The sequence below is a fragment of the Peptoclostridium acidaminophilum DSM 3953 genome, assembly GCF_000597865.1.
GTDB lineage: Bacteria > Bacillota > Clostridia > Peptostreptococcales > Peptostreptococcaceae > Peptoclostridium_A > Peptoclostridium_A acidaminophilum.
Window position 1 is genome coordinate 318,579 of record NZ_CP007453.1, and the last position, 26,214, is coordinate 344,792.

Below are 26,214 nucleotides of genomic sequence, written 5' to 3' on the forward strand. Positions count from 1 at the left end.
GGGGTTATCAGCATGGGCGGCTTTCTAATGGCAGTGCCGGTAGTGTTGCCTTTCGCGTTTGCAGCTCTTATCGGCTCAAAGCGATATGCGTGCAAGGGTTGTGTCAACACCATAGCCGGCACGGCTGTCATATTGAACTTGATATTTCTGGTATTGATTCTAGGTATGGATTTTCAAAAGAGCATTGAAATTGTGAGGCTAAACGAGAATCTCAGGATATTCCTGGACATAGACAGGATTGGGGCACTCTTTGCCGTTTTGGCATCGAGCCTTTGGCTTTTTACAGCGTTTTATTCGATGGGCTATATGAAGCATGAAGAGGGGCAGACGCGTTTTTTTGCTTTTTTCACGGCAACGCTCGGCGTAACGAGCGGCATAGCGTTTTCAGGGAACCTAATGACTCTATACCTGTTTTACGAGCTCCTAACGATTGTCACATACCCTCTCGTGATACACACTCAAAATGAGGAGGCCTTCGAGAGCGGGAGGCGATATCTTGCTTATTCATTTGGCGGCGCGGCGCTGGTCCTGGCTGGAATGGCGCTTTTATACAGCATAAGTCCAAATTTGGATTTTGCGGCTGGCAACATGGCTTATGCGCCGGAGGACAGGGCTACGCTTTTGTATGCGTTCATGATGCTCTTTATAGGATTTGGAGTAAAAGCGGCGGTAGTCCCTTTGCATTCATGGCTTCCAAGCGCAATGGTGGCGCCAACGCCTGTAAGCTCGCTGCTGCACGCAGTTGCTGTTGTTAAGTCGGGAGTATTTTCCATAATAAGAGTCGTATTTTTCATATTCGGAGCGGATGCTGTAAGGGACATAAACGGGCAGATTTACGCAGGAGCCTTTGTTGCCGTGACAATACTAATGGGTTCGCTGCTTGCAATGACGCACGACAATCTTAAAAAAAGGCTGGCGTATTCAACCATAAGCCAGCTTGGATATATACTTTTGGGAGTTTTCATGCTCAATGAAAAGGCGCTTGAGGGAGGTCTTCTGCATCTTGTTAACCACGCTCTTATAAAGATTGTCCTCTTCTTCTGCGCGGGTGCGATATATGTAAATACGCACAAGAAAAAACTATCTGAATTAAAGGGCATAGGGAAAAGCATGCCGGTGACAATGACGTGTTTTTCCATAGCCGCGGTCTCGCTAATTGGCATTCCGCCTACAAGCGGCTTTGTAAGCAAGTGGTATTTGGCAATCGGAAGCATAGGCGCTGGGAGAGTCTGGTTTGCTGTGGTTCTTCTTTTGAGTGCTGTGCTTACAGCGGCCTATCTGCTCCCGATAATAATTGCGGCGTTTTTTTCAAGTGATGAATGTGACAGCGGCAGCACTTTGGTAAAAAAAGAGGCTGAAGGCAAAATGCTCGCGCCGATTGTAATGCTTACTGCGGTAATAGTTCTTACGGGCATTTTCCCATCCATAGTGCTTGGCTTCATAGAGCGTATAGTTTCGGACATCTCATTTTAGAACGCTTTGAAGGGGTGATTTTGTGGAGAGCAATCTGATTTTGTTCATATTATTATTTCCGGCGTCAGCTGCCCTGATTGTGTATTTTGCCGGACTCAAGTATAAACAGCATGTCAAACTCATGACTGCAGGCTTTTGCCTGGTTGAGCTGGCAGCCATTATGGCATTGGCGCCTTCGACTGGCGGATTGGATATAAGCTTGTATATGCCCCACATCATGGGTACGGGCCTATATATTAAAATGGACATGTTCAGATATATATTTGTGTGCATGTCAAGCTTCATATGGCTGCTTGCGGCGATATACTCGATTTGGCATTTCAGGCAAGACAGCAAGCCAGCGAGATTCTCAATATACTTTCTTGTGACTCTGTCGGCTGTGATGGGAGTGTTCACTTCTGAAAGCCTTCTGAATCTCTTTACGTTTTTTGAAATCATGGCGCTTACGTCATACGTTCTTGTGATACACAGCGAAAGCAAAAAGGCGCATGAAGCCGGCAAACTTTATCTTATTATTTCCATTGTCACTGGAATGATAACGCTAATGGGCATATTCATAGTATATGAATATACAGGAGAACTGAGCATTTCGAGGCTTCCGCAGGCTGTGGCTGAAATGGGGCAAATCAAATACGCCGCCATGCTTCTTATGGGCTGCAGCTTTGCAGCCAAGGCATGCATGTTCCCGCTGCACATATGGCTGTCTAAGACTTATTCTGAATCTCCTGTGCCTGCTACAGCTGTATTTTCGGCAATACTTGCAAAGACAGGTTTTTTCGGGATAATTATCATCGGATATATAATGAGCTGGGATAATGCTTTTGGAATATCTCTCATGGCACTTGCGCTTTCAAGCATGCTGCTCGGGGGATTCCTGGCGCTTATGCATATCGAGGTCAAAAAGATACTCGCCTACAGCAGCATGAGCCAAATAGGATATATGCTGCTCTCTGTGGCTTCGGCTGGGCTTGCGGCAACGCATGCTGACGCGGCTGTCTCGGCAGGCATTTACCATGCCGTGAACCACGCGCTCGTCAAGACGCTTCTTTTTATGGCGGCTGGTGTCATGATAGCAGATGCGGGTTCGGATAACCTCAATTCTGTGGGAGCTAGCGCCAAAAGCAACATGCTCAAGATGCTATTAATAATAGGAATTCTATCGAATATGGGGATGCCCGGATTTGGAGGATTTGCAGGCAAGACATTGATACACCATGCCATAGGCGGCATTTTTGTCTCTCATATGCCGGGTGTCAAAGCTATTGCGGAGTGCGCATATTGGGTGTCAAGCGCACTTACGGTTGCTTATTCAATAAAGCTGTATCTGGCTCTCTTCCCAAGAACGGAAAAAAAGAATTTCAAAAGCATGGAAACAGGCTCGATTGCGGCCTATACCCCTATGCTTGTGGTCGCGGGTGTAATTGCCTTGGCATCCATGATGCCCCAGGCAGCAATCCATATGATAAGCGTCGGGGCCGGCCTTCTGTTTGAAAATCCATCGACAGAGCACGCTCAATTCTATACATTTGATTCGCTTAAATCTTCCGCCATATCAATGCTTCTGGGGGTGGCGCTATACAGGCTGGCAGCGGCTAAGCTGCTTGTCAAAGCCGATGGCGGTGCGCTCTGCTACATTGATATTGCAAATAAATGGCCAGGCCTTGAAAAAAGCTTTTACCTCCCGCTGTTCGGCGCTGTTTTCGGAGCGTTAAAGAAAATATTCGGTTTTTTGGACGTGTTCATTACAGTTGCCGCTGAGAATGTTTCGGAAGGCTTCAGGAATATTTGCAGCATGGAAATCCGGACAAGGGAAGACAAGCCTGAATCCGGGGAAGAAAGCAATTTGCATCTGAATCTGTCGCAAGTCACGCGCAAGCTGGTTGTGAGGATGGAGAGCGTGAACTATTCGGTTTTTCTGACCGCATCGATACTGTTATTTCTGATGTTTTCACTAATAAGAAAATAACAGAAAAGCCGGCAGATTTTTTATAAGTGAGAAAAAGCCGGCATTGGCGGCTTTCTGGACAAATGGACATGCCTGCCTGGCTTTTAAAAAGGACTCTCAAGACAGCTCATGCCTTTGAGAGTCCTTTTTTGTGATAGACTCATAAGTAGAGGGGAATATATACTATTGAAAATATTATAAGAACGGGTGGCAAATATGAAAAAATTTGAGCTTAAGCTCCAAACCAAGATTACAATACTAATAACAATAGTTTTGGCAATGGCGATAGCCAACATAACATATCTTATAAGTGAAATCACCCAAAACACCATACAGGGCAAGCTCGAGGTCGATATAACGAACGTCGCTCAAATGATCGCCAAAAGCCCAAGCATTGAAAAGAGTCTTGCCGAAAAGGATGCCGAGGGAAGCATACAAAGCTATGTGATGGAAGAGATGTCATACCTAAAAGGGATAGATATGATAGTAGTTGCGGATATGGATGGGATGCGGTATGCGCATCCGAACCCTGAGAATGTAGGCCGCAGATTCGTGGGCGGAGATGAAAAAAGAGTAATTGAAAACGGGGAAACCTATTTTTCGCAGGCACAGGGGACACAGGGAGATTCACTTAGGGTGTTTGTTCCGATTTTTTACGAGGGAAGACAGGTCGGCTTTGTAATGACAGGGACACTTATAAAAAGCCTTCAAAAGGAGAAGGAGCAGGCAATCCTTGGGGTGCTTGCAGTGTCAATGCTTGGCCTTGCAATAGGTCTGGCAGGCGCTTTCGTGCTTGCTGAGAACGTCAAGAAATCAATATTAGGCCTGGAGCCTCGCGAGATTGGAAGACTCTATACAGAAAAGCAGGGAATGCTGGATGCCATACACGAGGGCATAATAGCAATCGACAGGAACAGCAAAATAACCCTTATAAATGAATCTGCCTGCAAAATGCTAAGCATCAATGAGGAGTATGCGCACGGCAAGAATGTAACTGACATTTTCCCCACTAGCCATCTTCCCGAGGTTATAAGCACCGGGAAGGCTGAGTATGACGACGAGCAGAGGATAAACGACACGATAATACTGACAAACAGGGTACCCATAAGGGATGGAGAAAGCATAACCGGTGCGATAGCCACGTTCAGGGACAAGACGGAGGTCACAAGGCTTGCCGAAGAAATAACGAGAGTAAGGCAGATAATAGAGGCGCTAAGGGCAAATACGCATGAGTTCATGAACAAGCTGCACGTTATAATGGGGCTCATCCAGATGGACGAGGTTGAAGAGGCAAAGGACTATATACTCAGCGTAACACAGAACCAGCAGCAGATACTGAGCGTGATAATAAAAAAAATAAAGGACCCTACAATAGCCGGACTTTTGCTTGGAAAATTCAGCGAAGCAAATGAAAGAGGCGTATCAATCAATATAGATGATGCCACAAGCCTTTGGAAGGAGCACGGAAGCGTCACGAGCAACATGCTCGTCACGATAGTCGGGAATCTTCTTGAGAACGCGCTGGATGCAATTTCTGCGCAAGAGTGCGTTAACGATGCGAAAAATATTGACATCAAAATATTGGAGACGGACGAGTCGATTGAAATAGAAGTGGCAGACTCGGGAGCAGGCATAAAAAAGGAAGACATGGAAAAGATATTTAGCAGAGGCTACTCCACAAAGGAAGGAAACAGGGGTATAGGACTGGCCCTTGTAAAGAAGGCTGTGGAAAGCGTCGATGGAGAAATAAGCGCCTTGTCCTACGAGGGGATAGGGACGGAATTCATAGTCAAGCTGCCTAAAAACAGGAGGTGCTGAAGTGATAAGAGTTATGATAGTTGAAGACGATCCTATGGTCGCATCAATAAACAAAAGATACGTTGAAAGTATAAAAGGATTCAGCGTAATTGGAATTGCGGGAAATGGCGAAGAGGCACTAAAGCTTATGAGAAACAGGGATGTCGACCTTATAATATTGGATGTGTATATGCCCAGGATAGACGGGATAAGCTTTCTCAAAAAACTCAGGCAGAACAATGTGACTACGGATGTAATATTCGTCACAGCTGCAAAGGAAATAGACTCTTACGACCAGTCCATGGCCTATGGAGCAGTCGACTACCTTGTAAAGCCGTTTGAATATGAAAGATTCAAGAAGTCGCTTGAGCACTACAGTATGAGGCGCAAAATACTCAAGGAAAAGGACATTATAGGCCAGGAGGATATTGACAGGATAGCACTCTCTTGCGGGTCGGAGAAGGAGCAATCAACCCCGAAGGGACTCCACATAAAGACGCTGAGCAGGGTGAGGGGCTACATGCTCAAGAATAAAGGCAGGCTCATTACAGCAGATGAAATCGCAACGGCCCTGAGCATTACCAAGGTCACAGTGAGAAGATATCTGGAATACTTGGAGTCGATAGGTGAAATTGAGATAGAGGTCGAATACGGCGCGGTTGGAAGGCCTACCAACATGTACAGGCATATTTGACAAAAATCGTTGAATGATAAAAAAATATCAGAAATTTCTTTATTTGAGAAACATTTAGGTTATTTTCTAAATGTTCTTTTTTTTTGCCCCGGGGTGTATATTTACAATACAAACAGGAACACAAAAATTCAGAATAAATGAAGAGAGGATGATTGGAATGAATTATTCAGAATTAAGCTTAAAGTTGCATGAGGAGAAAGTTGGCAAAATCGAGGTTGTTTCAAAGGTCAGAGTTGAAAACAGGGACGACCTCAGCACGGCTTATACGCCTGGAGTCGCAGAGCCATGCAAACGAATCCATGAAAACGAGGAAGACGTTTACAAGTACACTTCCAAAGGAAATCTCGTTGCTGTAGTGACTGACGGAACAGCTGTCCTGGGACTTGGAGACATAGGACCAAAGGCAGCTATGCCGGTTATGGAGGGAAAGGCAGTGCTTTTCAAAGAATTTGCTGATGTGGACGCATTTCCCGTATGCATAGACACTAAGGAAGTGGACGAGATTGTAAACACAGTTAAAATGATTGCCCCTACATTCGGAGGTATCAACCTGGAAGACATTTCGGCTCCGAGATGTTTTGAAATAGAAGAGAAGCTGAAGAAGGAAATAGACATACCTGTTTTCCACGATGACCAGCATGGAACGGCGATAGTTGTAAGCGCAGGACTCATAAACGCATTAAAGCTCGTCGGCAAGGACATAGGTAAAGCGGAGATAGTCGTAAACGGAGCCGGTTCCGCAGGCTGCGCAATAGTGAAAATGCTCTTTAGCATAGGTGCAAAGAACATAACAATGTGCGACAGATACGGGATAATATACAAAGGCGCCTCGTTTAACTCGCCCCACATGGAGGAGCTTGCAAAGGTCACAAACAGCAAGGGCAAAACGGGCGCTCTGGCTGATGCCATGATAGGGGCTGACGTATTCATAGGAGTTTCCGCAGGTAATGTAGTCAGCGCAGAAATGGTTTCATCCATGAACAGCGGAGCCATAGTATTTGCAATGGCCAATCCGGTGCCGGAAATAATGCCTGATCTTGCAAAAAATGCTGGCGCGAGAGTAGTAGGCTCGGGACGTTCCGACTTCTCAAACCAGGTAAACAACGTGCTTGCTTTCCCGGGGATATTCAGAGGTGCGCTTAACGTAAGGGCAAGAGAAATAAATGAGCAGATGAAGGTTGCGGCGGCACATGCGATAGCAGGGATAGTCAAGGATGAAGAGTTGAGTGAGGACTACGTCATCCCTAATGCACTCGACAAGAGAATTGGCCAGGAAGTCGCACGCGCAGTTGAAAAAGCTGCCAGAGAGAGCGGAGTTGCAAGGCTGTAAATATTAAAGGATAACAGGTGAGGAGGATTTATATGAGTGTAGAGGCTGCTGTAATAGAAAAAAAGCTTGTCCAAAAAGCCAGCAATAAATCAGCATACAGAATAATGGAGCTTCCGCTTCCGCTGTTCGCCATACTGGCGGCAGTTGCGCTTGCGGGAGCATATACTGGGGTTCTTCCAAGCGGAATGGTCGGAGCCATACCTGTAATGATGGTGGTCGGCGCCATTCTCAACGAAATCGGCAACAAGACGCCCATAGTCAAGGACTATTTCGGCGGAGGCCCGATAGTAGTGATATTCGCATCTGCGGCATTTGCGGCATACGGAATATTCCCGCAGCCCGTGTCAGAAACGATGGCCAACTTCATGAAGGGCGAAGGATTTTTGAACTTCTATATTGCAGCCCTTATAACGGGAAGCATACTTGGAATGAACAGAAAGCTGCTTATAAAAGCTGCTGTCAGGTATCTGCCGGCTATAATAGGGGGAGTCGTTGCAGCGCTCGGCCTTGCCGGGCTTGTGGGAGCCCTCATTGGCTACGGAGCTAAAAAAGCAATGCTCTACATTGCGCTTCCAATAATGGGAGGCGGAATGGGCGCCGGAGCAGTGCCCCTGGCACAAATATTCGGAGGCTCACTCGGGGTTGACCCCGCAGAAATGCTGTCAGTAATGGTGCCAGCCGTTGCGCTTGGAAATGCGCTTGCCATAGTGGTTGCGGGTGTTTTGGATAAGATAGGCAAAAACAACAAAAAACTATCTGGCGATGGCAAGCTCATGAAATCGCAGGAGATGGAAACAGATGCTAAGGAAAGCAAACGCGCGCTAGATTTTAAAATGATGGGAACAGGTCTTGCAATTTCTACGGCGTTCTTTGTGCTCGGCTGCGTTTTAGCCAAGTTCATACCTTTGCATGAATTTGCTCTGATGATACTTGCTGTGGCGGCAGTAAAGGCTCTTGGAATACTTCCGAGGGAATTTGAAGAGGGAGCGGCCCAGTGGTTTGGATTTATAATGGCAAACCTGACTCCGGCGCTTCTTGTGGGAATAGGAGTTGCATATACAGATATCAACCAGGTAATAAGCTCGCTTTCTCTGGAATATGTAATACTAGTAGGAACAACGGTCATAGGGGCTACGCTGGGAGCCGGATTCATGGGAAATCTCTTCGGTTTCTACCCTATAGAGTCGTCTCTAACTGCAGGTCTTTGCATGGCAAACATGGGTGGAACAGGAGACGTTGCGGTTTTGTCGGCGGCGAAGAGAATGGAGCTTATGCCTTTTGCCCAGATATCCTCGCGTATAGGCGGAGCGTTCATGCTTATACTTGCCACAGCTATATTGAAGATTTTCATATAGGTGTCAAACTTTAAAAACAGAAAAAATCCGTCGAGTCAAACAACTCGGCGGATTTTTTCGCAATAAAAGCATTCCTCACAAAACAAAAGGTATTGGCTGAGTATATATTAGATGAAAAGGTTGAGGTTGGAATCGTCAGTCTTGCCGAGGTATGTGGCCACGCCTCCTATCTCAACGCCGTCTATTAGCTCCTCCTGCTTTATTCCCATTATGTCCATAGACATTGCGCAGGCAACCATATTCACGCCAAGTTCAAGCGCGTTCTTAATCATTGTTTCAAGGCTATCTACGTTCTTCTTCTTCATAACATAGTCGATCATCTTAGGACCCATACCCGCCATATTCATGCTTGATAGCGGAAGACTGCCAGGGCCCTTTGGCATCATCATGCCAAACATCTTTTCAAGCGTATCCTTTTCAACGGCCGGAGCATCTTGCTTTCTGAGTACATTGAGTCCCCAGAAGGTAAAGAACATTGTGACCTTTTTGCCCATAGCCGCAGCGCCCGAGGCTATTATAAATGATGCCAAGGCCTTGTCGAGTTCTCCGCTAAAAACTACAATCGTTGCACCGTCCCTCACAGCTGCAGGAGCAACTTTCGCATCTTGTTGAACTGTCGATGGCTGTCGGCCCTTCATTACATACGCCTTGAAGGCATTGTCAACAAAGTCTGTTTTTAAAACTGTATTGCCTGTGGTGTTGGCCCACGCCTTAACATCTTTTGCGAAACCTGGATCTGTCACTGAAATTTCTATTATCTGACCGTCCTTAGCCTCGTTCATGACGCTGTAGAGCTTTGTTATAGGTCCCGGACACTGAAGTCCGCATGCGTTAATCTGGATGTGAGACTCGATGTCTCCGCAGTATGGGTGTGTTATGCCTGTGTCATCTACCTCTATAGGGCATTTGCTCTCAGGCATATCAGAAACGGCAGGAAATACGGAAGAATAAGTTCTGTATCCGCCGTCCAGGTTGTATACATCATATCCGTTCTGCTTCAATATTCTCTCAGCTAGGTATCCTCTAAGACCGACCCGGCACAGCACGTAGACGGGTTTGTCTTTAGGAATTTCCGACAGTCTGCTTCTTAGCTCGGTAAGAGGTATGCCCATTGAACCCTTTATTATACCCATGTCTCTTTCGTGACGCTCGCTCACATCGACTAGCAGCGCGCCGTCCTTTATAAGCGAGTCGATTTCGTGCCATTGAACACTTCTTGAAGAACCATCAACTATGTTGGACGCGGCGTATCCGAGCATATTTACCGGATCCTTGGCCGATGAGTAAGGCGGCGCGTATGCAAGCTCAAGTTCCTGAAGGTCGAATACTGTAAGGCCGCCCTTTATGGCAGTGGCTACAACGTCTATTCTCTTTTCGACGCCCGCATAGCCTACTCCCTGAACTCCGAATATTTTGCCAGTATTGGGATCGAATGTCATCTTGAGAGACACAGGGAATGCTCCCGGATAATAGCCGGCGTGCGCCCCCGGATGGATGTGCACAACCTTATAGTCTGCGCCAATCCTTTTGAGCGTTTTTTCGTTGTTTCCGGTGGAGGCCACAGTCATATCGAATACCTTCGCTACAGAAGTTCCAAGAGTTCCCTTGTATTTCACATTCTTGCCGTATATATTGTCAGCAACAGATCTTCCCTGCCTGTTTGCTGGCCATGCGAGCGGCACAAGGGTAGGGAAGCCGCTTACGTAGTCCTTGACCTCTATCGCATCGCCAATGGCATAAATGCTCTCGTCGCTAGTCCTAAGATATTCGTCTACCTTTATGCCGCCACGCTCACCTATTTCAAGTCCCGCACCTATAGCGAGGCTGTTTTCAGGTTTGATTCCTATAGATAGTATTATCATGTCAGTTTTTAGTTCTTTGCCGCTTTGGAGTATTACTCTCTTGCCGTTATCCTCGAATGACTTCACGCCATCGGAGAGTATAAGTTCCACGCCCTTGTCTTCTATGTGGCCGTGTATTATAGAGGCCATTTCAAAGTCAATTGGAGCCATTACCTGGTCGAGCATCTCGACTATTGTAACGTGAATACCCTTTGCGTGCAGGTTTTCTGCCATCTCAAGACCTATGAAGCCGGCTCCTATTACAACCGCGCTCTTAGGCTTCTGCTCGTCTACACAGCTTTTTATTGCGTCGGTATCGGGAATGTTTCTAAGCGTGAAAATGTTTTTTGCGCTCTCTATTCCAGGGATCGGTGGTTTCACCGGATTTGCTCCAGGAGAAAGAATCAGGGTGTCATATGACTCATCGTAAACTTCGCCTGTATTTATATTTTTAACCTGTACGGACTTTTTATCCCTGTCTATTTTAACTACCTCGCTGAAATTTCTTATGTCTATGTTGAATTTTTTCTGAGTTGCCTCAACTGTCTGAACGACAAGGGCGCTGCGCTCTTGTATCACGCCGCCTATATAGTAAGGCAGCCCGCAGTTGGCAAATGAAATATACTCTCCGCGTTCGAACATTATTATTTCAGAATCCTCATCAAGCCTTCTAAGTCTGGCTGCAGCAGAAGCTCCGCCTGCAACTCCACCGACTATCAATATTTTCTTGCCCATGATATCTACCTCCGAATGTATTGAAAATATTATTTTTTGTTTATACTCATTTCGTTTAATTTTCAACTGTTTTCCGCTTAAAATATTAATCAAACAAAACATTAATCAATTCGGCAGCCTTCTTGTTTGTCACAGAATAGTATATTTCAAGGCCTCTTTTTTCTCCCTTTATTATCCCGCAGGCTTTGAGTTTTGAAATGTGCTGGGATATTGTAGACTGCGGGGCCTTCAGGCAATTTTGCATGTCGCTGACGTTGCAGGCTCCGTTTGCCAGGAGACCTCTAACGATACAGAGCCTCACAGGATGAGAGAGAGCTTTGAGTATTTCCGAAAGCTCATCATACTGCTCGGGGTTTGTCATATATGTTTCCATTCAAATTCCTCCAATGAATAAAAGCGCATTGAATATAAATCGCTATATCGTAATATTACGATATAGTTTAGTTTGTGTCAATCTTTTTTTGTTTAAAATAGACAAACAAAAAGCGCAGGCTCGAATTTACCCGGCTTGCGCTTTTACGTTAGAACATCTGCTCTTTCATGAGCTTTTCAACGTCTAATAAGAAGCTTTTTAGAATGGACTTTTCTTCAAGTTCTTCCTCGTTAAGCCCCATCTTGTTCTCGAGCTCCTGGCTTCTAAGCCTTATTGCGTGAGCCATAAGCTTGATTTCTTTCATGGAAAGGAACATATGGATGTCATATGATTTTTTTTCGATAATATGCACAGTACACCTCCTGATTTTGGCAGCATTCTTTATTGTACGCCATGTATTATGTATATCCAAAAAAGGAAAAAATATTGCACAAGAAATAGTAATAGTTTTTTTCTCGGGAAATATAGTGCTGCATACAAATGAGTTGATGTGCTGAAAATACATGCGTGTGCTGCAAGTGTTAGAAATAGTATGCTAAATCAAAGTGGATGAGCAGATATGGTTAGGGATATGGGAATGCAGGGTATACATGAACTGTAGGAGCTAAAGAACATTCGAAATGATACTAATTGCAGGCACGTTCATAACGTGCAGCAGTATTTGAATGCTGGGAGGTGGTTAAATGTACTACAGAATGATGGGAGAATGGGGGTGGGGATTTATGTTTTTGTTTCCGCTAATAATACTCGCGATAGCAGCCTACATTGCGTATATGATTGGGAGTAACCGCGCAGCAGGCTCACAGGGACAAACCACCGGTCAAGGCGGCTACAGATCCGCCGAAGAGATTCTCGCTGAAAGATTTGCAAAGGGTGAAATAAGCGAGGAAGAATATATGAACATGAAAGCGACTCTGAAGAAATAACGTATTTGAAAGGAGAGGATTTTATGAAAAAAAGAGTGATAGCATTTTTGACAGCGGCGCTGCTCATAGGGGGGCTTCAGCCATCGTACGCGGCTCAGAAAGTTAATGCGAGGGTAGCAGACCACAGAATAACTTTAAATGGTACCATGGTTTTCAACAAACTCATAAAATATCCAATGCTCGAATACAAAAGCGTCACGTATCTTCCGCTTACATCAGACAACTGCAGATTATTGGGAATAAGACTGCAATGGAGCGAGGTGTCGGGACTTAAACTCGACAAGACCACTAGCAGCGTGGATTCAATCCCGCAGTCATTCAACCTGCAGATGGCTGATACAAGCAAAGCTGTATCAGCGGAGATAGCGGATTTCAATATCGAAATCAACGGTAAGGCAATCGACAATGCCAGGCTGGATTATCCAGTGCTTTTCAAGGATAACTTAGCGTACCTGCCTCTTACGTGGAGCATTGTATCGAGTGAATTTGGAGGCAAGACTATGTGGAGCGAGGACTATGGCCTCAGCGTATACAACTGGAGCCATGACGCTATGTCAAATGGAGATATGCTCGTGGCTGCCAAGAAGGTATATCTTCAGGATGCGCTCTCAAGATACGAGACTGTGCTTGAAGTATATGACGCCAGCGAGTCCGGTTACGACCAGATTTTAAAATCGGCAAGCGAGATAGTCAAGCTATCGAGCGAATCGGTAAAATCATTGGACGGCATTAAAAATGATGCTACAGACAATCTCAATAACGAGCTTAGGAATCAGGAGGCAGCTATAGTAACTACTCAGCAGCTAGAGGATGTCCAGCAGACTCAAGAAGACAAGCAAAGCGATTATGAGCTTGGAACCACTCTGAGCATAAAGAGCGTTATAGAAAGCGGCAAATACGTTCAGATGGCTGACGGCAGCCTTTGGGAGGTAAATCCTTCGGATTCGGCGGAAGCAGAGGAGTGGAGCGCTGATGATGAGGTGCTCCTGTATGAAAGCACAAGCGCTGTATATAAGTACAAGTTGTTCAACTTTGACAAGGACGTTTCAGTTGAAGCCAGGCTGGTATCGAGATAGAAAGTGAGTTGCTGCGGGACAAATATTTGAGGCTGAATATTTGTCCTGCATTTTTTTATGGTAAAATAGGCATGAGATAAACATATAAAGACTTACAAAGGATGGTTCATGTGAATATATTAACTGTTGAAAACATATCTAAAAGCTATGGAGAAAAAACGCTTCTAAGTGACATAACATTTACAATAACAGACGAGGACAAGATAGGCGTAATAGGAATAAACGGCACAGGCAAATCTACGCTCCTTAGAATAATAGCAGGCTGTGAGGCGGCAGATTCCGGAAGTGTAAGCATACCAAGCTCCATGAAAATAGAGTACCTGCCTCAGAATCCAGATTTCGATCCGGAGGCGAGCGTTCTCGAGCAGGTGTTCAAAGGGGATTCGCCAGTAATAAAGCTCATAAGGGATTATGAAAAGGCACTAGATGAGATTTCAAGGCATCCGGAGGATGAGGCTCTTCAAAAAAGCTTCATGCAGCTGACTGGAGCCATGGACACTATGGATGCATGGGAGATAGAAAGCCAGGTCAAGACAATACTGACCAAACTCGGAATAACAAGATTTGACGAGAGGGTAGGCAACCTCTCGGGAGGACAGAAAAAAAGGGTGGCACTCTCGGGAGCTCTCATAACTCCCTGCGACCTTCTGATACTGGACGAGCCCACAAATCACCTGGACAACGATACCATAGATTGGCTTGAAAAGCACCTTGCAGCCAGGAAGGGCGCGCTCCTTATGATAACACACGACAGATACTTTCTGGACAGGGTAGTAAACAAGACAATGGAGCTTGACGGCGGCAATATGTATGCTTATTCAGGCGGTTACTCTCAGTTCGTCGAGAAGAAGGCCGAAAGAAGGAGCCTGGAATCGGCAGTTGAAAGAAAAAGGCAGAACCTCTACAGAAACGAGCTGGAGTGGATGAGGCGCGGCGCAAAGGCCAGGACAACAAAGCAAAAGGCCAGGATTCAAAGATTCGAGCAGATAGAGGATGCGAAGCTTGACATAGACGATTCGAAAATCGAAATCTCAGCAGCCCATTCAAGGCTTGGAAGGAAGATAATTGAAATAAACAGCATTTCAAAAAGTTTCGGAGACAACAAATTGATAGACGACTTCAGCTACATCGTACTCAGAGATGATCGCATAGGCATAGTCGGCAGCAACGGACTTGGAAAGTCGACGCTGCTCAACCTCATAGCCGGCAGGCTTCAGGTCGACAGCGGCAGCATAGACATAGGACCGACTGTCAAGATAGGCTATTTCTCGCAGGAGTCGGAGGATATGGACACCAGTCTCAGGGCAATCGAGTATATCAGAAGCTACGCCGAATACGTTACAACAGCTGACGGCACCAAGCTGAGCGCTTCTCAGATGATGGAAAGGTTCCTCTTTACAGGCGACATGCAGTGGACGTACATCACGAGGCTGTCGGGCGGCGAGCGCAGAAGGCTTTACCTGCTCAAGATACTAATGGACGCGCCGAATGTACTCATACTAGACGAGCCCACAAACGACCTTGATATAGACACGCTCAGGGTGCTTGAAAACTACATCGACGAGTTCGGCGGAGCCGTTATAACGGTGTCGCACGACAGGTATTTTCTCGACCGCGTATGCAACAAGATATTCTCTTTCGAGGGCAGAGGAGTTATAGATGAATATACAGGCAGCTACTCCGATTTTGCGGAGAAGAGACAACAGGAGCAAGCAGATGTAATAAGCGCTCAAAAGCTGCAGGCCAAGGACGAAGGTGAGCAAAAGCAGGTACAGTCCAGGCAGAAGACTAAGCTCTCATACAAGGAGCAGCTTGAGTATGAGGGAATAGGCGCCGAGATAGAAGCCCTCGAGGAGTTGCTTGAAAAACTCGAGAACGAGCTTGAAAAAAGCTCGAGTGATTTTTCAAAGCTGCAGGAGATAATGGACAAGAAGGAGCAGACTGAGGAGGAGCTGCTTTTAAAGCTTGAGAGGCAGGAATACCTCGAGAATCTCAAGATGTCACTAGAGTCCTAATATGTACAATAAAAAACCCACGGCTTTCGGCGAGGCTACTGAAAAAGTCCATATAAAATAAGAAGGTACACTTTCTCAATATTATTGAGGAGGTTGTACCTTTTTTCTTGTATAATTGAAGTATAACATGAGAGAAGGTGTGCTAATTGATTCAGCTACAGCAAACATTGGTCATAAGTCCATATCTGGAGCTTTACAATCTAGTGATCCCCAAGGATAATATGTTGCGGCAAATCAATGAGCTTGTTGATTTTTCTTTTATATATGAAGAACTCAAACAGAATTACTGCCTGGACAATGGGAGAAATGCGATTGACCCTATTCGCATGTTTAAATACCTGCTGCTAAAAGCAATCTTTGAATTGTCCGACGCCGACATCGTCGAGAGATCGAAATATGATATGTCGTTTAAGTACTTTCTGGATATGGCACCGGAAGAGCAGGTGATAGATTCTAGTTCACTAACCAAGTTCCGAAAACTTCGGTTAAAGGATATGAATTTACTCGATTTGCTGATTAACAAGACGGTTGAACTCGCCATCGAAAAAGGCATTATCCAGAGTAAATCCATCATCGTAGATGCGACGCATACGAAAGCTCGTTATAACCAGAAGTCTCCACGTGAAATTTTACAGGACCGTTCTCGAAAACTCAGAAAGGCTATCTACAAGGTTGATGAATCTGTAAAAGCCAAGTTTCCTGCGAAAAATACAAGCAATATGTTAGAGGACGAACTCGCCTATTGTAAAAAGCTTATCGAGGTAGTCGAGGCAGAAGGCGGCGTTTGTGAGCTGCCTAAGATAAAAGAACCGCTCAATCTACTGAAAGAAACCGTTGCAGATGACCTTGAACAACTTCGAATCTCGGAAGACCAAGATGCAATGATCGGTCATAAGAGTGCGGACTCTTCGTTCTTTGGCTACAAAACCCATATTGCTATGACCGAGGAAAGAATTATTACGGCAGCCGTTGTAACAACTGGTGAGAAGAATGATGGCAAACAATTGCAGACCTTAATCGAGAAGAGCAAGCAAGCAGGCATGGAAGTGAATACAGTCATCGGAGATGCGGCATACTCCGAAAAAGATAACATCACTTACGCCAAAGAGAACACGGTTGAACTAGTGGCTAAGCTTAACCCGTCTGTTACACAAGGCTACCGTAAGCATGAAGATGAATTCCAGTTCAATAAGGATGCAGGAATGTATGTCTGCAAAGCTGGCCACATGGCAATCCGAAAGGCCCGTCAAGGCAAGAAAGGCATCGGCACAAACCAGACGGATACATACTACTTTGATGTGGAAAAGTGCAAGAGATGCTTACGCCGTCAAGGTTGCTACAAGGAAGGGGCAAAAAGTAAATCCTATTCGGTGAGCATAAAGTCCGACGAACATACTGAACAGATGGCTTTCCAGGAGACTGAGTACTTTAAGACGAAGGCCAAGGAACGTTACAAAATTGAGGCAAAGAACAGCGAACTGAAACACAGACACGGGTATGATGTGGCGACATCCTCGGGTCTTGTCGGCATGGAGTTACAAGGTGCAATGGCGATATTCACTGTAAATATAAAAAGAATATTAAAGTTAATGAAGTGAAAAAACAACAACGATCGGTCATATACAGAGAAAAAGACGACTCTCATACCCATTTACTGGTGTTGAGAAATCGTCTTTTTTTACTATGACCTTAAGGTTCATTAAAACCGCAAGTTCTTCAGTAGCCTCGCTTTCGGCCAAGGGTTTTTTATTGCTAAAATTTAAGTATTCAAAGGCCTATTTTAGGCTGATTGGTTCTAGTGTACCAGACTTGATGCATCCACAAGACCATATCCGTAATAAGGATCTTTGCCTTCAGCTCCAAGGTCAACGCAGCCTGATGAGAATTGCTGCCTGATTTCATCAAGAGTCATTTCAGGGTCTCTTTGCAGCATCAAAGCGATAACACCGCTTACATGAGGTGTTGCCATCGAAGTGCCGCTCATTGTGGCGTACGCACTGCCCTTGTATGTTGAATATATTGAAACTCCAGGAGCCGCTATATCCACCTGATCCCCTCTTGAAGAGAAGGAAGCCAGAAGATTATTCTTGTCAGTTGCGGATACGGCTATTGTTTTATCATATGCGGCGGGATAGTCTACAGATGAGCTGTCGTTTCCGGCAGCAGCCACTATTATGACTCCGGCATCAGATGCAGCATTTATTGCGCTTTCAAAGGATGTGCTCGGGTAGTTTGAGCCAAGGCTCATGTTAACTACATCCATACCGTTTGAAACAGACCACTGTAAGCCGGCTATGATGTCTGAGATATAGCCTGTGCCGCTCTTGTTGAGAACCTTAACTGCATATATCCTGGCCTCAGGGGCAACGCCTACAACGCCTATTGTGTTGTTGCTGGCGCCTATTATACCTGCCACGTGAGTGCCGTGTCCATTGTCATCCTTGTAAGATCTGACCGTAGAGACAAAGTTAGCTCCTCCTGCTATGTTTGCAGAAAGATCAGGATGTGCCGTATCCACGCCAGTGTCAACTACAGCAACCTTGACTCCGTTTCCTGTGGCAATATTCAATACATCGTTTGAGTTTACCCTTTCAATACCCCAAGGCGTCGTTTGGCTTGGAGATGGAACAGGCTTTACTGGCTTTGCAAGAGCCTTTGCAATATTATCCTTTTCAACAAGCTCGACATCTTCATCCTGCATAAGTTCTGCTACCTTTCGGCTGTCTACATACACGCTCTGGCCGTTTATCAAGTCTAGGTTCCTTATCTTTAAAAGTCCATACTTGTTTCCTACTTCGGATTTTTTAATTCTAGAGGTGCCTTCCTTATAGACTACAATCATTCTGACCTTGCTACTCGACTTTTCAGCGGCCGTATCAGGCTGTGCGGCGAGGGAAAGCATGCAGCTGGAAGCTGCGAGCATGCTTGATAGTATAATAGCGGTTAATTTTTTGAATTTCATAATAATACCACCTAGTATAATAATGATATAGCCACTAAGAGCTATATAGTTTATAAGTTTCATTTCTATTTACGATAACAGAAGAAGGTTTCTTCCTTCATCAGATGTTATCTTAATAATTATAATGTCTGACCGCTCCCTGATAGACCCCAGGATTTACATAAAGTATAATCCTCTAGGATAGGACAAATAATGTTCGCCACCTTGGGAAGTCAGTTCCTACTGACCCATACCTATGAAGAAGTCAATTAGTCCATTCAATGAGGTTTTATGATTCGGCTGGTTGGGAGCCTCAGGCTATACCTGTATAACATGCTAGGTTGTGTACTCATTTGATGGAAATGGATTCCTATCAGAAAGGAGCTTTTGCTCATGTCAAATATTTTGTTTAAAAATTTGTTTATCTCGGTTGGTATTGATGTTGGTGCGGAGTTCAGTTGGATGTCTATCTCACTGCCTAACCAAACCTTTGTAGGAAAGCCTTTTAAAATCCTGCATTCTGACCTTAATTCCCTAAGCCTTACTGTTTCTAAAATAAAAGAAGCAGAAGAGCTGTATTCCTTAGAAAGTCGCATCTTTCTGGAATCCACGGGAATTTATCATTACCCACTCTTCTGCTATCTTCGTGATAAGGGTTTTAACATTGCGGTTATCAATCCTATCATCACTAAGAATAGCACAAACATCAACATTAGAAAAGTGCATAATGACCGTTTTGATTCAAGAAAAGTTGCTTTAGTAGGTCTAAAACCTGATTTAAAGGTATCACTGATGCCATCTGATCTTGCTCTTGATTTGCGAAATCTTTCAAGGGAATATTACGACCTGATGGATAATCGCTCTGCTTATGTGAATAAGCTACAGGGCGAGCTGCGAATGGTATTTCCGCAGTATTTGAAAATATTTTCCAAAATAACCACAAATACATCTCTGACCTTACTGGAAAAATACACGTCTCCTGAAGCGTTTTTAAAAGCTTCGAAAGAGGAGATTGTTGATTGTATAAGGTCTACTGCCAGGTTTGGGCTTACATATGCTGAAAACAAGTATAATGCCATAATCCAGGCTGCAAGTGATGCAAATACCTTTGGGTATTCTGTAAGCAGTAATTTCAAGCGAATTCTTCTTTATATCCGTTTTATCAGAAACTACGATATTGAAGTGGAATCTGTTCTTTCTGACATGCATGAACTTGTTGATGCGAATGAAACTACTGATTTTGTAAAACAAGTCCGCTTAGTTGAATCCTATAAAGGCGCCGGCTTCTTGTCCGCAGTGAGTCTAATGGGTGAGATTGGCGATTTTTCATCTTTTCGTTCACCAAAACAACTCTTTGCTTATTTTGGGCTAGATCCAGCTGTAAAACAGTCTGGTCAGTTTGAAGGCACAAAGGTTTCCATGTCAAAGCGAGGTTCTCGTATTGCTAGAAGGGTTATTCATACAATGGCTCTTATCAGCATCAGCAAGAACAGAGATGGCTCTGCCAAAAATCCGGTCTTACGTGATTACTATTTAAAGAAATGCCAGTCAAAGCCTAAAATGGTTGCTCTTGGCGCTGTTATGCATAAAGTCTGTAACATTGTGTTTGCAATACTTCGTGATGAAAAACAATTCATTATCATCACACCAGAAGATCATCAAATGAATTACTTAAAGGCTAAATGCGATAAAGCCGCATAAGTAAGTCCATATTCTGATTTTTCGCTTTTTGAGATGCGTTCAAAAGGCTTATTAAAGTTACCCTTTTTTACCTTGAAGAAATGTCAAATATTTTTAGATTAAACTCTTGACATTTCTTAGCTGGACTTCTTCTCTAAAAATGAATTTTTCTTAATATACCCAGATTAGAATGGCTTGACTCTGAGTATCAAATGAAATTTTAAAAAAAATTAAAACGAACTAAAAATGAAGCCTTTCCTGTCATCAAGAAAAGGCTTCGTTTGAATCAATAGAGAAGTTGTTTGCAGCTATGCCTTAGGAGTAAAAACAACCTGCAGCTCGTTGAGATCTGCAACGTACTCGAAAGACACATCGTATCTGCCAAGATCGAGCAGCGTCCAGAAAGGTATTTCGTATTTTTTTTGTAGTTCATCTGAATAGAACTCTTCAGGAGTTGTAAATTCCATTATCATCTTGTCGGTTGCACCTTCAGCTTTACGGAAGAGTATCTCGCCCCAGCGCTCCACTATGAATTTCTCGTCTATTACAACGGTCTGCCCCCTCTTGTCCTCAGCATTGACAAATCGTTGAACCTCTTTCATATTGTTAAAATCGATAGTCATTTTCATGGAAATACCCCCTTGTATTATTTGTTTTATAGCGATTTCAAAAATGGATTTGTATATTATATAGTATTCCCACAAAATGCCTTCTGTAATCAGTTATAATATTTTGTGGATAGTGGCATGAAAAAGTGTAAAATAAGTAATAAGCTAAATTGAGAGAATTCAAACTTGAAGCTTCGTTGCAGCGACTTGCAGTAGAGGATATTCACAATGAAGTTTGCCATAAAAAACGGAGGTGGCTATGAAAACAATAAAACACGCGTGCACTCTGGATTGCTGGGACTGCTGTTCCTTCAAAGTTCACATAGATGGCTGCAGGGTAGTTAAAATAGAAGGGGACAGGGACCATCCGTATACAAAAGGTTTCATATGCAATAAGGGAAGAAAACACCTTGATAGACTCTACAGCTCTCAAAGGCTCAGAAAACCGCTTCTAAGGACTGAAGGCGGCTTCAAGGAGATATCCTTTGAGCAGGCTTTGGATATAATGGCGCATAAGATAGCTCATTACGTGAAGGAATACGGCAGCCAGAGCATATTCCATTATGAGGAGTCTGGTTCCGGCGGAGTGAGCAAGTGTATGGAGGAGATATTCTTCAATTTCATAGGAGGAATAACTAAGGCCAAGGGGAGTACCTGCTGGGGTGCAGGGATGAAGGCTCAGGCATATGACTTTGGAAACGTCAAAGGGCATCACCTGGACGATATGCATAGCTCAAAGCTCATACTTGTCTGGGGCAGGAATCCGCACTCGACATCAGTGCATCTGATGGCAGCTCTTCAGGAAGCTATGAAGCGGGGAATAAAAGTCATTGTTATAGACCCGATAAGGACTGAGACTGCAAAAAAGGCTGACTCTTATGTGCAGGTGAATGCGTCTTCCGACATAGCGCTAGCAATGGCTATGACAAGGATGATAATAGAGGAAGGTCTTGAAGACAAGGGATTCATCAAGAATTACACATTCGGCTTTGAAGAGTACAGGGACTATCTGCGTGGCCTTGACATGGATGCTCTTGTTGAATCTACGGGCCTTGGGTGTGACGAGATAAAAGGGCTTGCGATGGAATATGCAGCGGCAAAGCCAGCGGCGATATATCCGGGCTACGGCCTTCAAAAATATAAAAACGGCGTAAACACAATAAGGGCTATAGACGCTCTGGCTGCAACTTGCGGTTACATAGGCTGCAAAGGCGGAGGCGTCAACTATGCCAACAGGCTATATCCAGAAATACTCAGCCTTGATCCGTATGGCAGCGCGGAGCACGCCAAGAATTCAAGAAGTTTCATGCTCAGGGATTTTAGCGATGCAATTGAAGAGCTTAAGGATCCGCCAATAAAAATGATAGTGATAAGCAAGGCGAACCCTATGAACCAGCTCCCTGACCTTGAGAGAGCCCAGAGGGCGTTTTCAAGTGTTGAGTTCAAGGTGACCTTCGATATGTTTATGACTGACACTGCAAGCCTTAGCGATCTTGTAATACCGTGCAGCAACACGCTCGAAACGGAAGACCTTATTTACAGCTCTATGAACAATCCATATATCAGCTTCAACGAAAAAGCGTCCGAGCCCGAAAATATATTGATGGACGAATATTACTTCTTCCGAGAACTTGCAAGGAATATGGGCATAAAAGGCTATCCCATGGATGAGAAACTAGAGTACCTCAAAAAAGTTGCAAAGCCTCTTGAAAATTGCGGCTATAGCTTCGAGGATATAAAAAACGGCTATGTGACCGTAGAAGGGCTTTCGGTGGCGTGGAGCGATATGAAGTTTCAGACGCCGTCCGGCCGATATGAGTTTGTATCAAAACGAGCGGAAGCTGACGGCCTATGCGCCCACCCTGAATTCCTGGTGGGCGAAAAGAATGCAGGGTTTAGGCTTATAACGCCTCATGAGAAGGATTCGCTTTTTAGCCAGCATTTTTTTGGAGTTGAGGGAATCTCAAAAGCTTTGGCAAGTCCGGAGGAGCTTTCAAAGCGGAACATAGCCTCTGGAGAAACTGCAAGGCTCGTTTCTAAAGCGGGAGAAATAACTGTTCAGATATTTGGGAGCGAGGATGTGCCGATGGGAACCGTATACATGAACACAGGCTGGCACAAGTCGCACGGCAATCCCAACTTTCTGACAAGCTCGGTTTCTTCAGAGCGGGGAGAGCAGCTTGCATATTATGAAAGCTTTGTGGAAATATTAAGGCAAAAGAACTAGCGCGATTAAGCGGGTTCTGGCGCCAACAGCACCGCAATTGATTTTAATATGCTTGTAATCCTTGCAGTATAAGGAAAGCTGAGCGGCGCAAATATATTTATATAAAATTTTGGAAAATACACTTGCTTTATATCGAGATCCATTGTATACTAAACAAGTACCATGATTCCGATGGAAAAATAATTTACAGACAATCGTAAGTTTTCTCTGATATGTATGAATGAGATATTTTTACAAAGGATTAGTGGAAATATAATTTTTGGAGGCAATACACAAATGAAAAACGGAATAGTTAAGTGGTTTAATGCAGAAAAAGGATTCGGATTCATATCAGTAGAAGGCGAAGAGGACGTATTCGTACACTTCTCAGCTATACAAACAGACGGATTCAAGACTCTTGAAGAAGGTCAAGCTGTTAACTTCGAAATAACAAACGGACCTAAAGGACCACAAGCATCTAACGTAACTCGCGCTTAATTAAACACAAACTAAGCTATCTATAAGAACCTTGGTTGTGTTTGATATATATATGATCTTTTCACAAAGGATTCTAATGGAAGTAAAATAATGGAGGCAATATAAATGAATAACGGTACAGTAAAATGGTTTAATGCAGAAAAAGGATTTGGATTCATATCAGTAGATGGCGGAGAAGACGTATTCGTACATTTCTCAGCTATACAAACAGATGGATTCAAAACACTTGAAGAAGGACAAGCAGTTAAGTTTGACATAACAACTGGCCCTAAAGGACCACAAGCATCTAACGTAACAGTTGCTTAATTGATAAATTAAAACTTGTCTATAACTACCCTGGAGCAATTTGCTCCAGGGTTTTTTAATATGCATAAAAATCATTGCGGATAAATCCAATATGTGGTATACTGAATTATAAGGTCAAAGAAAGTCAAAATAGACCTTGAGTAATGACGCGGGGTGGAGCAGTTGGCAGCTCGTTGGGCTCATAACCCAAAGGTCGCAGGTTCGAGTCCTGCCCCCGCAACCAAAACGATTACACGACACAGCATATTCTATGTGCTGTTTTTTTGTTATGTTGAAGAAGGATCAGGGAATGTTGTCAGGTGAGCATGCAAGTGAATGTTATGGACTGACAATTAGTATGATGATGGAGGAAGCATGATAAATGGCGATTTTTGATGAATTTGCATACCGTTATGACGAATGGTATAAATGTAAGAAGGGAAGCTTTATTGATAAGATTGAAACGACGCTGGCATTCAAAATGTTCCAAATGAAAAAGGGGATGAAAATCCTGGACGTGGGCTGCGGAACTGGGAATTTCAGTATTAGACTGGCTGAAATGGGATGCCGGGTGACTGGAATCGACGTTTCTGAGAAAATGCTTGAGATTGCAAGGATAAAGGCTGCAGAGAAAAATCTTGATATTGATTTTATAAATATGGATGCTCACAAACTGGAATTCGCTGACAATGAATTCGATGCCGTGATTTCAATGGCTACATTCGAATTTATAGATGCCCCTCAAAAGGCTTTGGATGAATTTTTCAGAGTTGTCAAGGTTGGAGGGCAGGTGTTAGTAGGTACTATTGCTGCTGATAGTGCTTGGGGGGAATTTTATAGAAATAAGGATAAGAGGGATTCGATCTTTAGATATGCTAATTTCAAGACTTTGGAGGACATGAAGGGATGGAAGCCCGAAAAACTTATGGAGACCGGGGAATGTCTGTTTGTTTCACCGCTTTCGGATGAATCGGAATTCAATGAAAAGCTCGAAAATGAACTGTCAGGAAAAAGGAAGGGTGGTTATATATGTGCTCTGTGGAGAAAATAACTTCATGCCAAATATCATTCACGCCTATAGGCAGCGTTGAATATCTATCTGAAATCCGCCAAGTTCTAGATATCATAAAGGATTCAGGACTCGAATACGATGTTGGAACTATATCTACCGTTGTCATTGGCGGAAAAGACAGGGTTTTTAAGCTGATTAGTGATATCTACGAAGCCATGGATGATATTTGCAATTTTACAATTGATGTCAAGATATCAAATCTGTGCGGATGCGGCAAGTGATTATAGAAAGCCTGCTTATAAAAATCAATAAAAATAAATCTTCTCGTTCATAACGTTTTTGGTTTTGTGGGTGCAAAAAGGCATGTTCTCCTATGAGAACATGCCTTTTTGCGCTCTGACAGAGTCTTTTTACCTGAATTTCAAAAGATTAATTTTTGAATAGTCGATATTGCCATTTTCATCCACTAGATTCTCGTCAGCGTGTATGTACTCTACCTTTCCAATGAACATTTCATGGGAACCGGTCACTATGGAATCAACCACGGTGCATTCTATATTGACAGGGCAGTCTAGAAGTATAGGGGCATCCACCTTGACTCCTTTTTCATGTTTCATTTCTGCTTTTGCAAGCTTGTCCTCGTCTCTTCTGCTGATGCTGCCAAGATAGGCGTATTTCTCTCTGAGATTTTCGGGGACTAGATTGACAACGAATTCCCCTGTCTCCTTAATCATATTGTAGGAGTGCCTGCTTGGGACTATTCCCACCATTACCATGGGGGGAGCGTAGCTGCAGTTGCCGGCATATGCCACGGCCAGCGCATTGACATCTCCGTTAACGCCTCTGCAGGACACAAGTAAATCAGGCATTGGATTAAGGCTACCCTTAAAGTTGCTTACCTCTATTTTTTCCATTAATATAACCTCCTTGGAATTTGTATAATTATAATTTACCACAAAAAGGCCGATTCATCCATAAAAACAGCATATGCCAGTATCGGGTCGTAACATAAAATTATTGACAGAAGATTATCACTTATATTATAATATTCATATATTAACATATAGTAATATTTCGGCGAAAAAAGGGAGAAATGCGTGATGCACGTATATAGGACGGATCCAGAATCATTTATAGAGCTTGCGGACATTCTTAAAGCATTGGCACACCCCCAAAGGCTTTGCATAGTCAAGACGCTGTGTGAAAAGGGGGAGTCTAACGTTACGGATATGCAAGACTGCCTCGACGAAGCGCAGTCGAAGGTTTCACAGCATCTTTCGAAGCTCAAGTCAGCAGGAATAATAGCTGGAAGAAGAGAGGGAACTAGCATTTTTTATTCCATTTATGACGAAAGAGTGCGTAGGCTTGTGCAAGCTATCATAAATGAGTTTTTTGTTTAGGCTGTTTAATATAAAGTGAAATTT

General features: G+C 43.9%; 23 protein-coding genes and 1 tRNA gene. 18 read left to right on the forward strand and 6 right to left on the reverse strand.

The window, feature by feature from the left end; all coding sequences use genetic code 11:
• Positions 1-12: 12 nt before the first annotated feature.
• From EAL2_RS12470 to EAL2_RS12495, 6 genes are all read left to right on the forward strand, one after another.
• On the forward strand, positions 13-1,473 hold the full coding sequence (locus EAL2_RS12470; RefSeq protein WP_025436694.1) for a proton-conducting transporter transmembrane domain-containing protein: 1,461 nt from the start codon (positions 13-15) through the stop codon (positions 1,471-1,473).
• 22 nt (positions 1,474-1,495) lie between these two features.
• Entirely contained in the window at positions 1,496-3,439 is a 1,944-nt protein-coding gene (locus EAL2_RS12475) for a complex I subunit 5 family protein (RefSeq protein ID WP_025436695.1), read from the forward strand.
• 195 nt (positions 3,440-3,634) lie between these two features.
• Complete coding sequence (gene dcuS / locus EAL2_RS12480) at positions 3,635-5,236, forward strand: DcuS/MalK family sensor histidine kinase (protein ID WP_041693212.1); 1,602 nt, start codon at positions 3,635-3,637, stop codon at positions 5,234-5,236.
• Between the two features lies 1 nt (position 5,237).
• Positions 5,238-5,909: a response regulator gene (locus EAL2_RS12485; RefSeq protein WP_025436696.1), complete on the forward strand. Its 672-nt coding sequence runs from the start codon at positions 5,238-5,240 to the stop codon at positions 5,907-5,909.
• Between the two features lie 157 nt (positions 5,910-6,066).
• Positions 6,067-7,239 carry an NAD(P)-dependent malic enzyme gene (locus EAL2_RS12490; RefSeq protein ID WP_025436697.1) on the forward strand — a complete coding sequence of 391 codons (1,173 nt, stop codon included), beginning with the start codon at positions 6,067-6,069 and terminating at the stop codon, positions 7,237-7,239.
• A gap of 32 nt (positions 7,240-7,271) precedes the next feature.
• Positions 7,272-8,594 carry a 2-hydroxycarboxylate transporter family protein gene (locus EAL2_RS12495; protein WP_025436698.1) on the forward strand — a complete coding sequence of 441 codons (1,323 nt, stop codon included), beginning with the start codon at positions 7,272-7,274 and terminating at the stop codon, positions 8,592-8,594.
• A 107-nt stretch (positions 8,595-8,701) separates the two neighbouring features.
• Here EAL2_RS12495 and EAL2_RS12500 read toward each other — a convergent pair whose 3' ends face one another.
• The 3 genes from EAL2_RS12500 to EAL2_RS12510 form a co-directional block, all read right to left on the reverse strand.
• Positions 8,702-11,170 (reverse strand): CoA-disulfide reductase, encoded by a 2,469-nt coding sequence (locus EAL2_RS12500; protein ID WP_025436699.1) that lies wholly within the window; start codon positions 11,168-11,170, stop codon positions 8,702-8,704.
• A gap of 85 nt (positions 11,171-11,255) precedes the next feature.
• Positions 11,256-11,543: an ArsR/SmtB family transcription factor gene (locus EAL2_RS12505; RefSeq protein WP_096325271.1), complete on the reverse strand. Its 288-nt coding sequence runs from the start codon at positions 11,541-11,543 to the stop codon at positions 11,256-11,258.
• A 148-nt stretch (positions 11,544-11,691) separates the two neighbouring features.
• Positions 11,692-11,895 carry a hypothetical protein gene (locus EAL2_RS12510; protein WP_025436701.1) on the reverse strand — a complete coding sequence of 68 codons (204 nt, stop codon included), beginning with the start codon at positions 11,893-11,895 and terminating at the stop codon, positions 11,692-11,694.
• Between the two features lie 331 nt (positions 11,896-12,226).
• Between EAL2_RS12510 and EAL2_RS12515 the strand changes: the two genes are divergently transcribed.
• The 4 genes from EAL2_RS12515 (at position 12,227) to EAL2_RS12530 (ending at position 17,158) form a co-directional block, all read left to right on the forward strand.
• Complete coding sequence (locus EAL2_RS12515; RefSeq protein WP_025436702.1) at positions 12,227-12,469, forward strand: SHOCT domain-containing protein; 243 nt, start codon at positions 12,227-12,229, stop codon at positions 12,467-12,469.
• Positions 12,470-12,492: 23 nt separating this feature from the next.
• Positions 12,493-13,545, forward strand: a complete 1,053-nt coding sequence (locus EAL2_RS12520; RefSeq protein WP_025436703.1) for a hypothetical protein — start codon at positions 12,493-12,495, stop codon at positions 13,543-13,545.
• 110 nt (positions 13,546-13,655) lie between these two features.
• Positions 13,656-15,560, forward strand: a complete 1,905-nt coding sequence (locus EAL2_RS12525) for an ABC transporter ATP-binding protein (RefSeq protein ID WP_025436704.1) — start codon at positions 13,656-13,658, stop codon at positions 15,558-15,560.
• Positions 15,561-15,706: 146 nt separating this feature from the next.
• A complete protein-coding gene (locus EAL2_RS12530; RefSeq protein ID WP_025434606.1) occupies positions 15,707-17,158 on the forward strand; it encodes an IS1182 family transposase in 1,452 nt (483 codons plus the stop codon).
• Between the two features lie 197 nt (positions 17,159-17,355).
• Here the strand turns inward: EAL2_RS12530 and EAL2_RS12535 are convergent, their stop codons facing one another.
• Positions 17,356-18,522 carry a S8 family peptidase gene (locus EAL2_RS12535; protein ID WP_025436705.1) on the reverse strand — a complete coding sequence of 389 codons (1,167 nt, stop codon included), beginning with the start codon at positions 18,520-18,522 and terminating at the stop codon, positions 17,356-17,358.
• A 372-nt stretch (positions 18,523-18,894) separates the two neighbouring features.
• On the opposite strand from EAL2_RS12535, the gene EAL2_RS12540 reads away from it, so the two are divergent.
• Entirely contained in the window at positions 18,895-20,202 is a 1,308-nt protein-coding gene (locus tag EAL2_RS12540; protein ID WP_025436706.1) for an IS110 family RNA-guided transposase, read from the forward strand.
• A 287-nt stretch (positions 20,203-20,489) separates the two neighbouring features.
• Here EAL2_RS12540 and EAL2_RS12545 read toward each other — a convergent pair whose 3' ends face one another.
• Positions 20,490-20,810: a hypothetical protein gene (locus EAL2_RS12545; protein ID WP_025436707.1), complete on the reverse strand. Its 321-nt coding sequence runs from the start codon at positions 20,808-20,810 to the stop codon at positions 20,490-20,492.
• A 238-nt stretch (positions 20,811-21,048) separates the two neighbouring features.
• Between EAL2_RS12545 and EAL2_RS12550 the strand changes: the two genes are divergently transcribed.
• The 6 genes from EAL2_RS12550 (at position 21,049) to EAL2_RS12575 (ending at position 25,071) form a co-directional block, all read left to right on the forward strand.
• A complete protein-coding gene (locus tag EAL2_RS12550; RefSeq protein WP_025436708.1) occupies positions 21,049-23,016 on the forward strand; it encodes a molybdopterin-dependent oxidoreductase in 1,968 nt (655 codons plus the stop codon).
• A gap of 276 nt (positions 23,017-23,292) precedes the next feature.
• Positions 23,293-23,493, forward strand: coding sequence for a cold-shock protein (locus EAL2_RS12555; protein ID WP_025436709.1), 201 nt, complete (start codon positions 23,293-23,295; stop codon positions 23,491-23,493).
• 105 nt (positions 23,494-23,598) lie between these two features.
• Positions 23,599-23,799, forward strand: coding sequence for a cold-shock protein (locus tag EAL2_RS12560; protein ID WP_025436710.1), 201 nt, complete (start codon positions 23,599-23,601; stop codon positions 23,797-23,799).
• Between the two features lie 147 nt (positions 23,800-23,946).
• Positions 23,947-24,022, forward strand: a tRNA-Met gene (locus tag EAL2_RS12565).
• Positions 24,023-24,160: 138 nt separating this feature from the next.
• The gene (locus tag EAL2_RS12570) at positions 24,161-24,829 is read left to right on the forward strand and encodes a class I SAM-dependent methyltransferase (RefSeq protein WP_025436711.1); all 669 of its coding nucleotides are present in this window, start codon (positions 24,161-24,163) and stop codon (positions 24,827-24,829) included.
• Positions 24,817-25,071, forward strand: a complete 255-nt coding sequence (locus EAL2_RS12575; protein WP_158408940.1) for a YkoF family thiamine/hydroxymethylpyrimidine-binding protein — start codon at positions 24,817-24,819, stop codon at positions 25,069-25,071. Before EAL2_RS12570 ends, EAL2_RS12575 begins: the two co-directional genes overlap by 13 nt.
• A gap of 129 nt (positions 25,072-25,200) precedes the next feature.
• On the opposite strand, the gene EAL2_RS12580 is transcribed toward EAL2_RS12575, so the two are convergent.
• Entirely contained in the window at positions 25,201-25,704 is a 504-nt protein-coding gene (locus EAL2_RS12580) for a flavin reductase family protein (protein WP_025436713.1), read from the reverse strand.
• Positions 25,705-25,890: 186 nt separating this feature from the next.
• Between EAL2_RS12580 and EAL2_RS12585 the strand changes: the two genes are divergently transcribed.
• Complete coding sequence (locus tag EAL2_RS12585) at positions 25,891-26,190, forward strand: ArsR/SmtB family transcription factor (protein ID WP_025436714.1); 300 nt, start codon at positions 25,891-25,893, stop codon at positions 26,188-26,190.
• The last annotated feature ends 24 nt before the right edge of the window (positions 26,191-26,214 follow it).

What these genes read in the sequence shown, in the direction of transcription:
- EAL2_RS12470 (WP_025436694.1), top strand. Translation starts at nt 13, where the DNA reads ATGGGCGGCTTTCTAATGGCAGTGCCGGTAGTGTTGCCTTTCGCGTTT.
- EAL2_RS12505 (WP_096325271.1), bottom strand. Translation starts at nt 11,543, where the DNA reads ATGGAAACATATATGACAAACCCCGAGCAGTATGATGAGCTTTCGGAA.
- EAL2_RS12535 (WP_025436705.1), bottom strand. Translation starts at nt 18,522, where the DNA reads ATGAAATTCAAAAAATTAACCGCTATTATACTATCAAGCATGCTCGCA.
- EAL2_RS12580 (WP_025436713.1), bottom strand. Translation starts at nt 25,704, where the DNA reads ATGGAAAAAATAGAGGTAAGCAACTTTAAGGGTAGCCTTAATCCAATG.
- EAL2_RS12520 (WP_025436703.1), top strand. Translation starts at nt 12,493, where the DNA reads ATGAAAAAAAGAGTGATAGCATTTTTGACAGCGGCGCTGCTCATAGGG.
- EAL2_RS12545 (WP_025436707.1), bottom strand. Translation starts at nt 20,810, where the DNA reads ATGAAAATGACTATCGATTTTAACAATATGAAAGAGGTTCAACGATTT.
- EAL2_RS12550 (WP_025436708.1), top strand. Translation starts at nt 21,049, where the DNA reads ATGAAAACAATAAAACACGCGTGCACTCTGGATTGCTGGGACTGCTGT.
- EAL2_RS12585 (WP_025436714.1), top strand. Translation starts at nt 25,891, where the DNA reads ATGCACGTATATAGGACGGATCCAGAATCATTTATAGAGCTTGCGGAC.
- EAL2_RS12570 (WP_025436711.1), top strand. Translation starts at nt 24,161, where the DNA reads ATGGCGATTTTTGATGAATTTGCATACCGTTATGACGAATGGTATAAA.
- EAL2_RS12500 (WP_025436699.1), bottom strand. Translation starts at nt 11,170, where the DNA reads ATGGGCAAGAAAATATTGATAGTCGGTGGAGTTGCAGGCGGAGCTTCT.
- EAL2_RS12540 (WP_025436706.1), top strand. Translation starts at nt 18,895, where the DNA reads ATGTCAAATATTTTGTTTAAAAATTTGTTTATCTCGGTTGGTATTGAT.
- EAL2_RS12495 (WP_025436698.1), top strand. Translation starts at nt 7,272, where the DNA reads ATGAGTGTAGAGGCTGCTGTAATAGAAAAAAAGCTTGTCCAAAAAGCC.
- EAL2_RS12515 (WP_025436702.1), top strand. Translation starts at nt 12,227, where the DNA reads ATGTACTACAGAATGATGGGAGAATGGGGGTGGGGATTTATGTTTTTG.
- EAL2_RS12555 (WP_025436709.1), top strand. Translation starts at nt 23,293, where the DNA reads ATGAAAAACGGAATAGTTAAGTGGTTTAATGCAGAAAAAGGATTCGGA.
- EAL2_RS12560 (WP_025436710.1), top strand. Translation starts at nt 23,599, where the DNA reads ATGAATAACGGTACAGTAAAATGGTTTAATGCAGAAAAAGGATTTGGA.
- dcuS (WP_041693212.1), top strand. Translation starts at nt 3,635, where the DNA reads ATGAAAAAATTTGAGCTTAAGCTCCAAACCAAGATTACAATACTAATA.
- EAL2_RS12490 (WP_025436697.1), top strand. Translation starts at nt 6,067, where the DNA reads ATGAATTATTCAGAATTAAGCTTAAAGTTGCATGAGGAGAAAGTTGGC.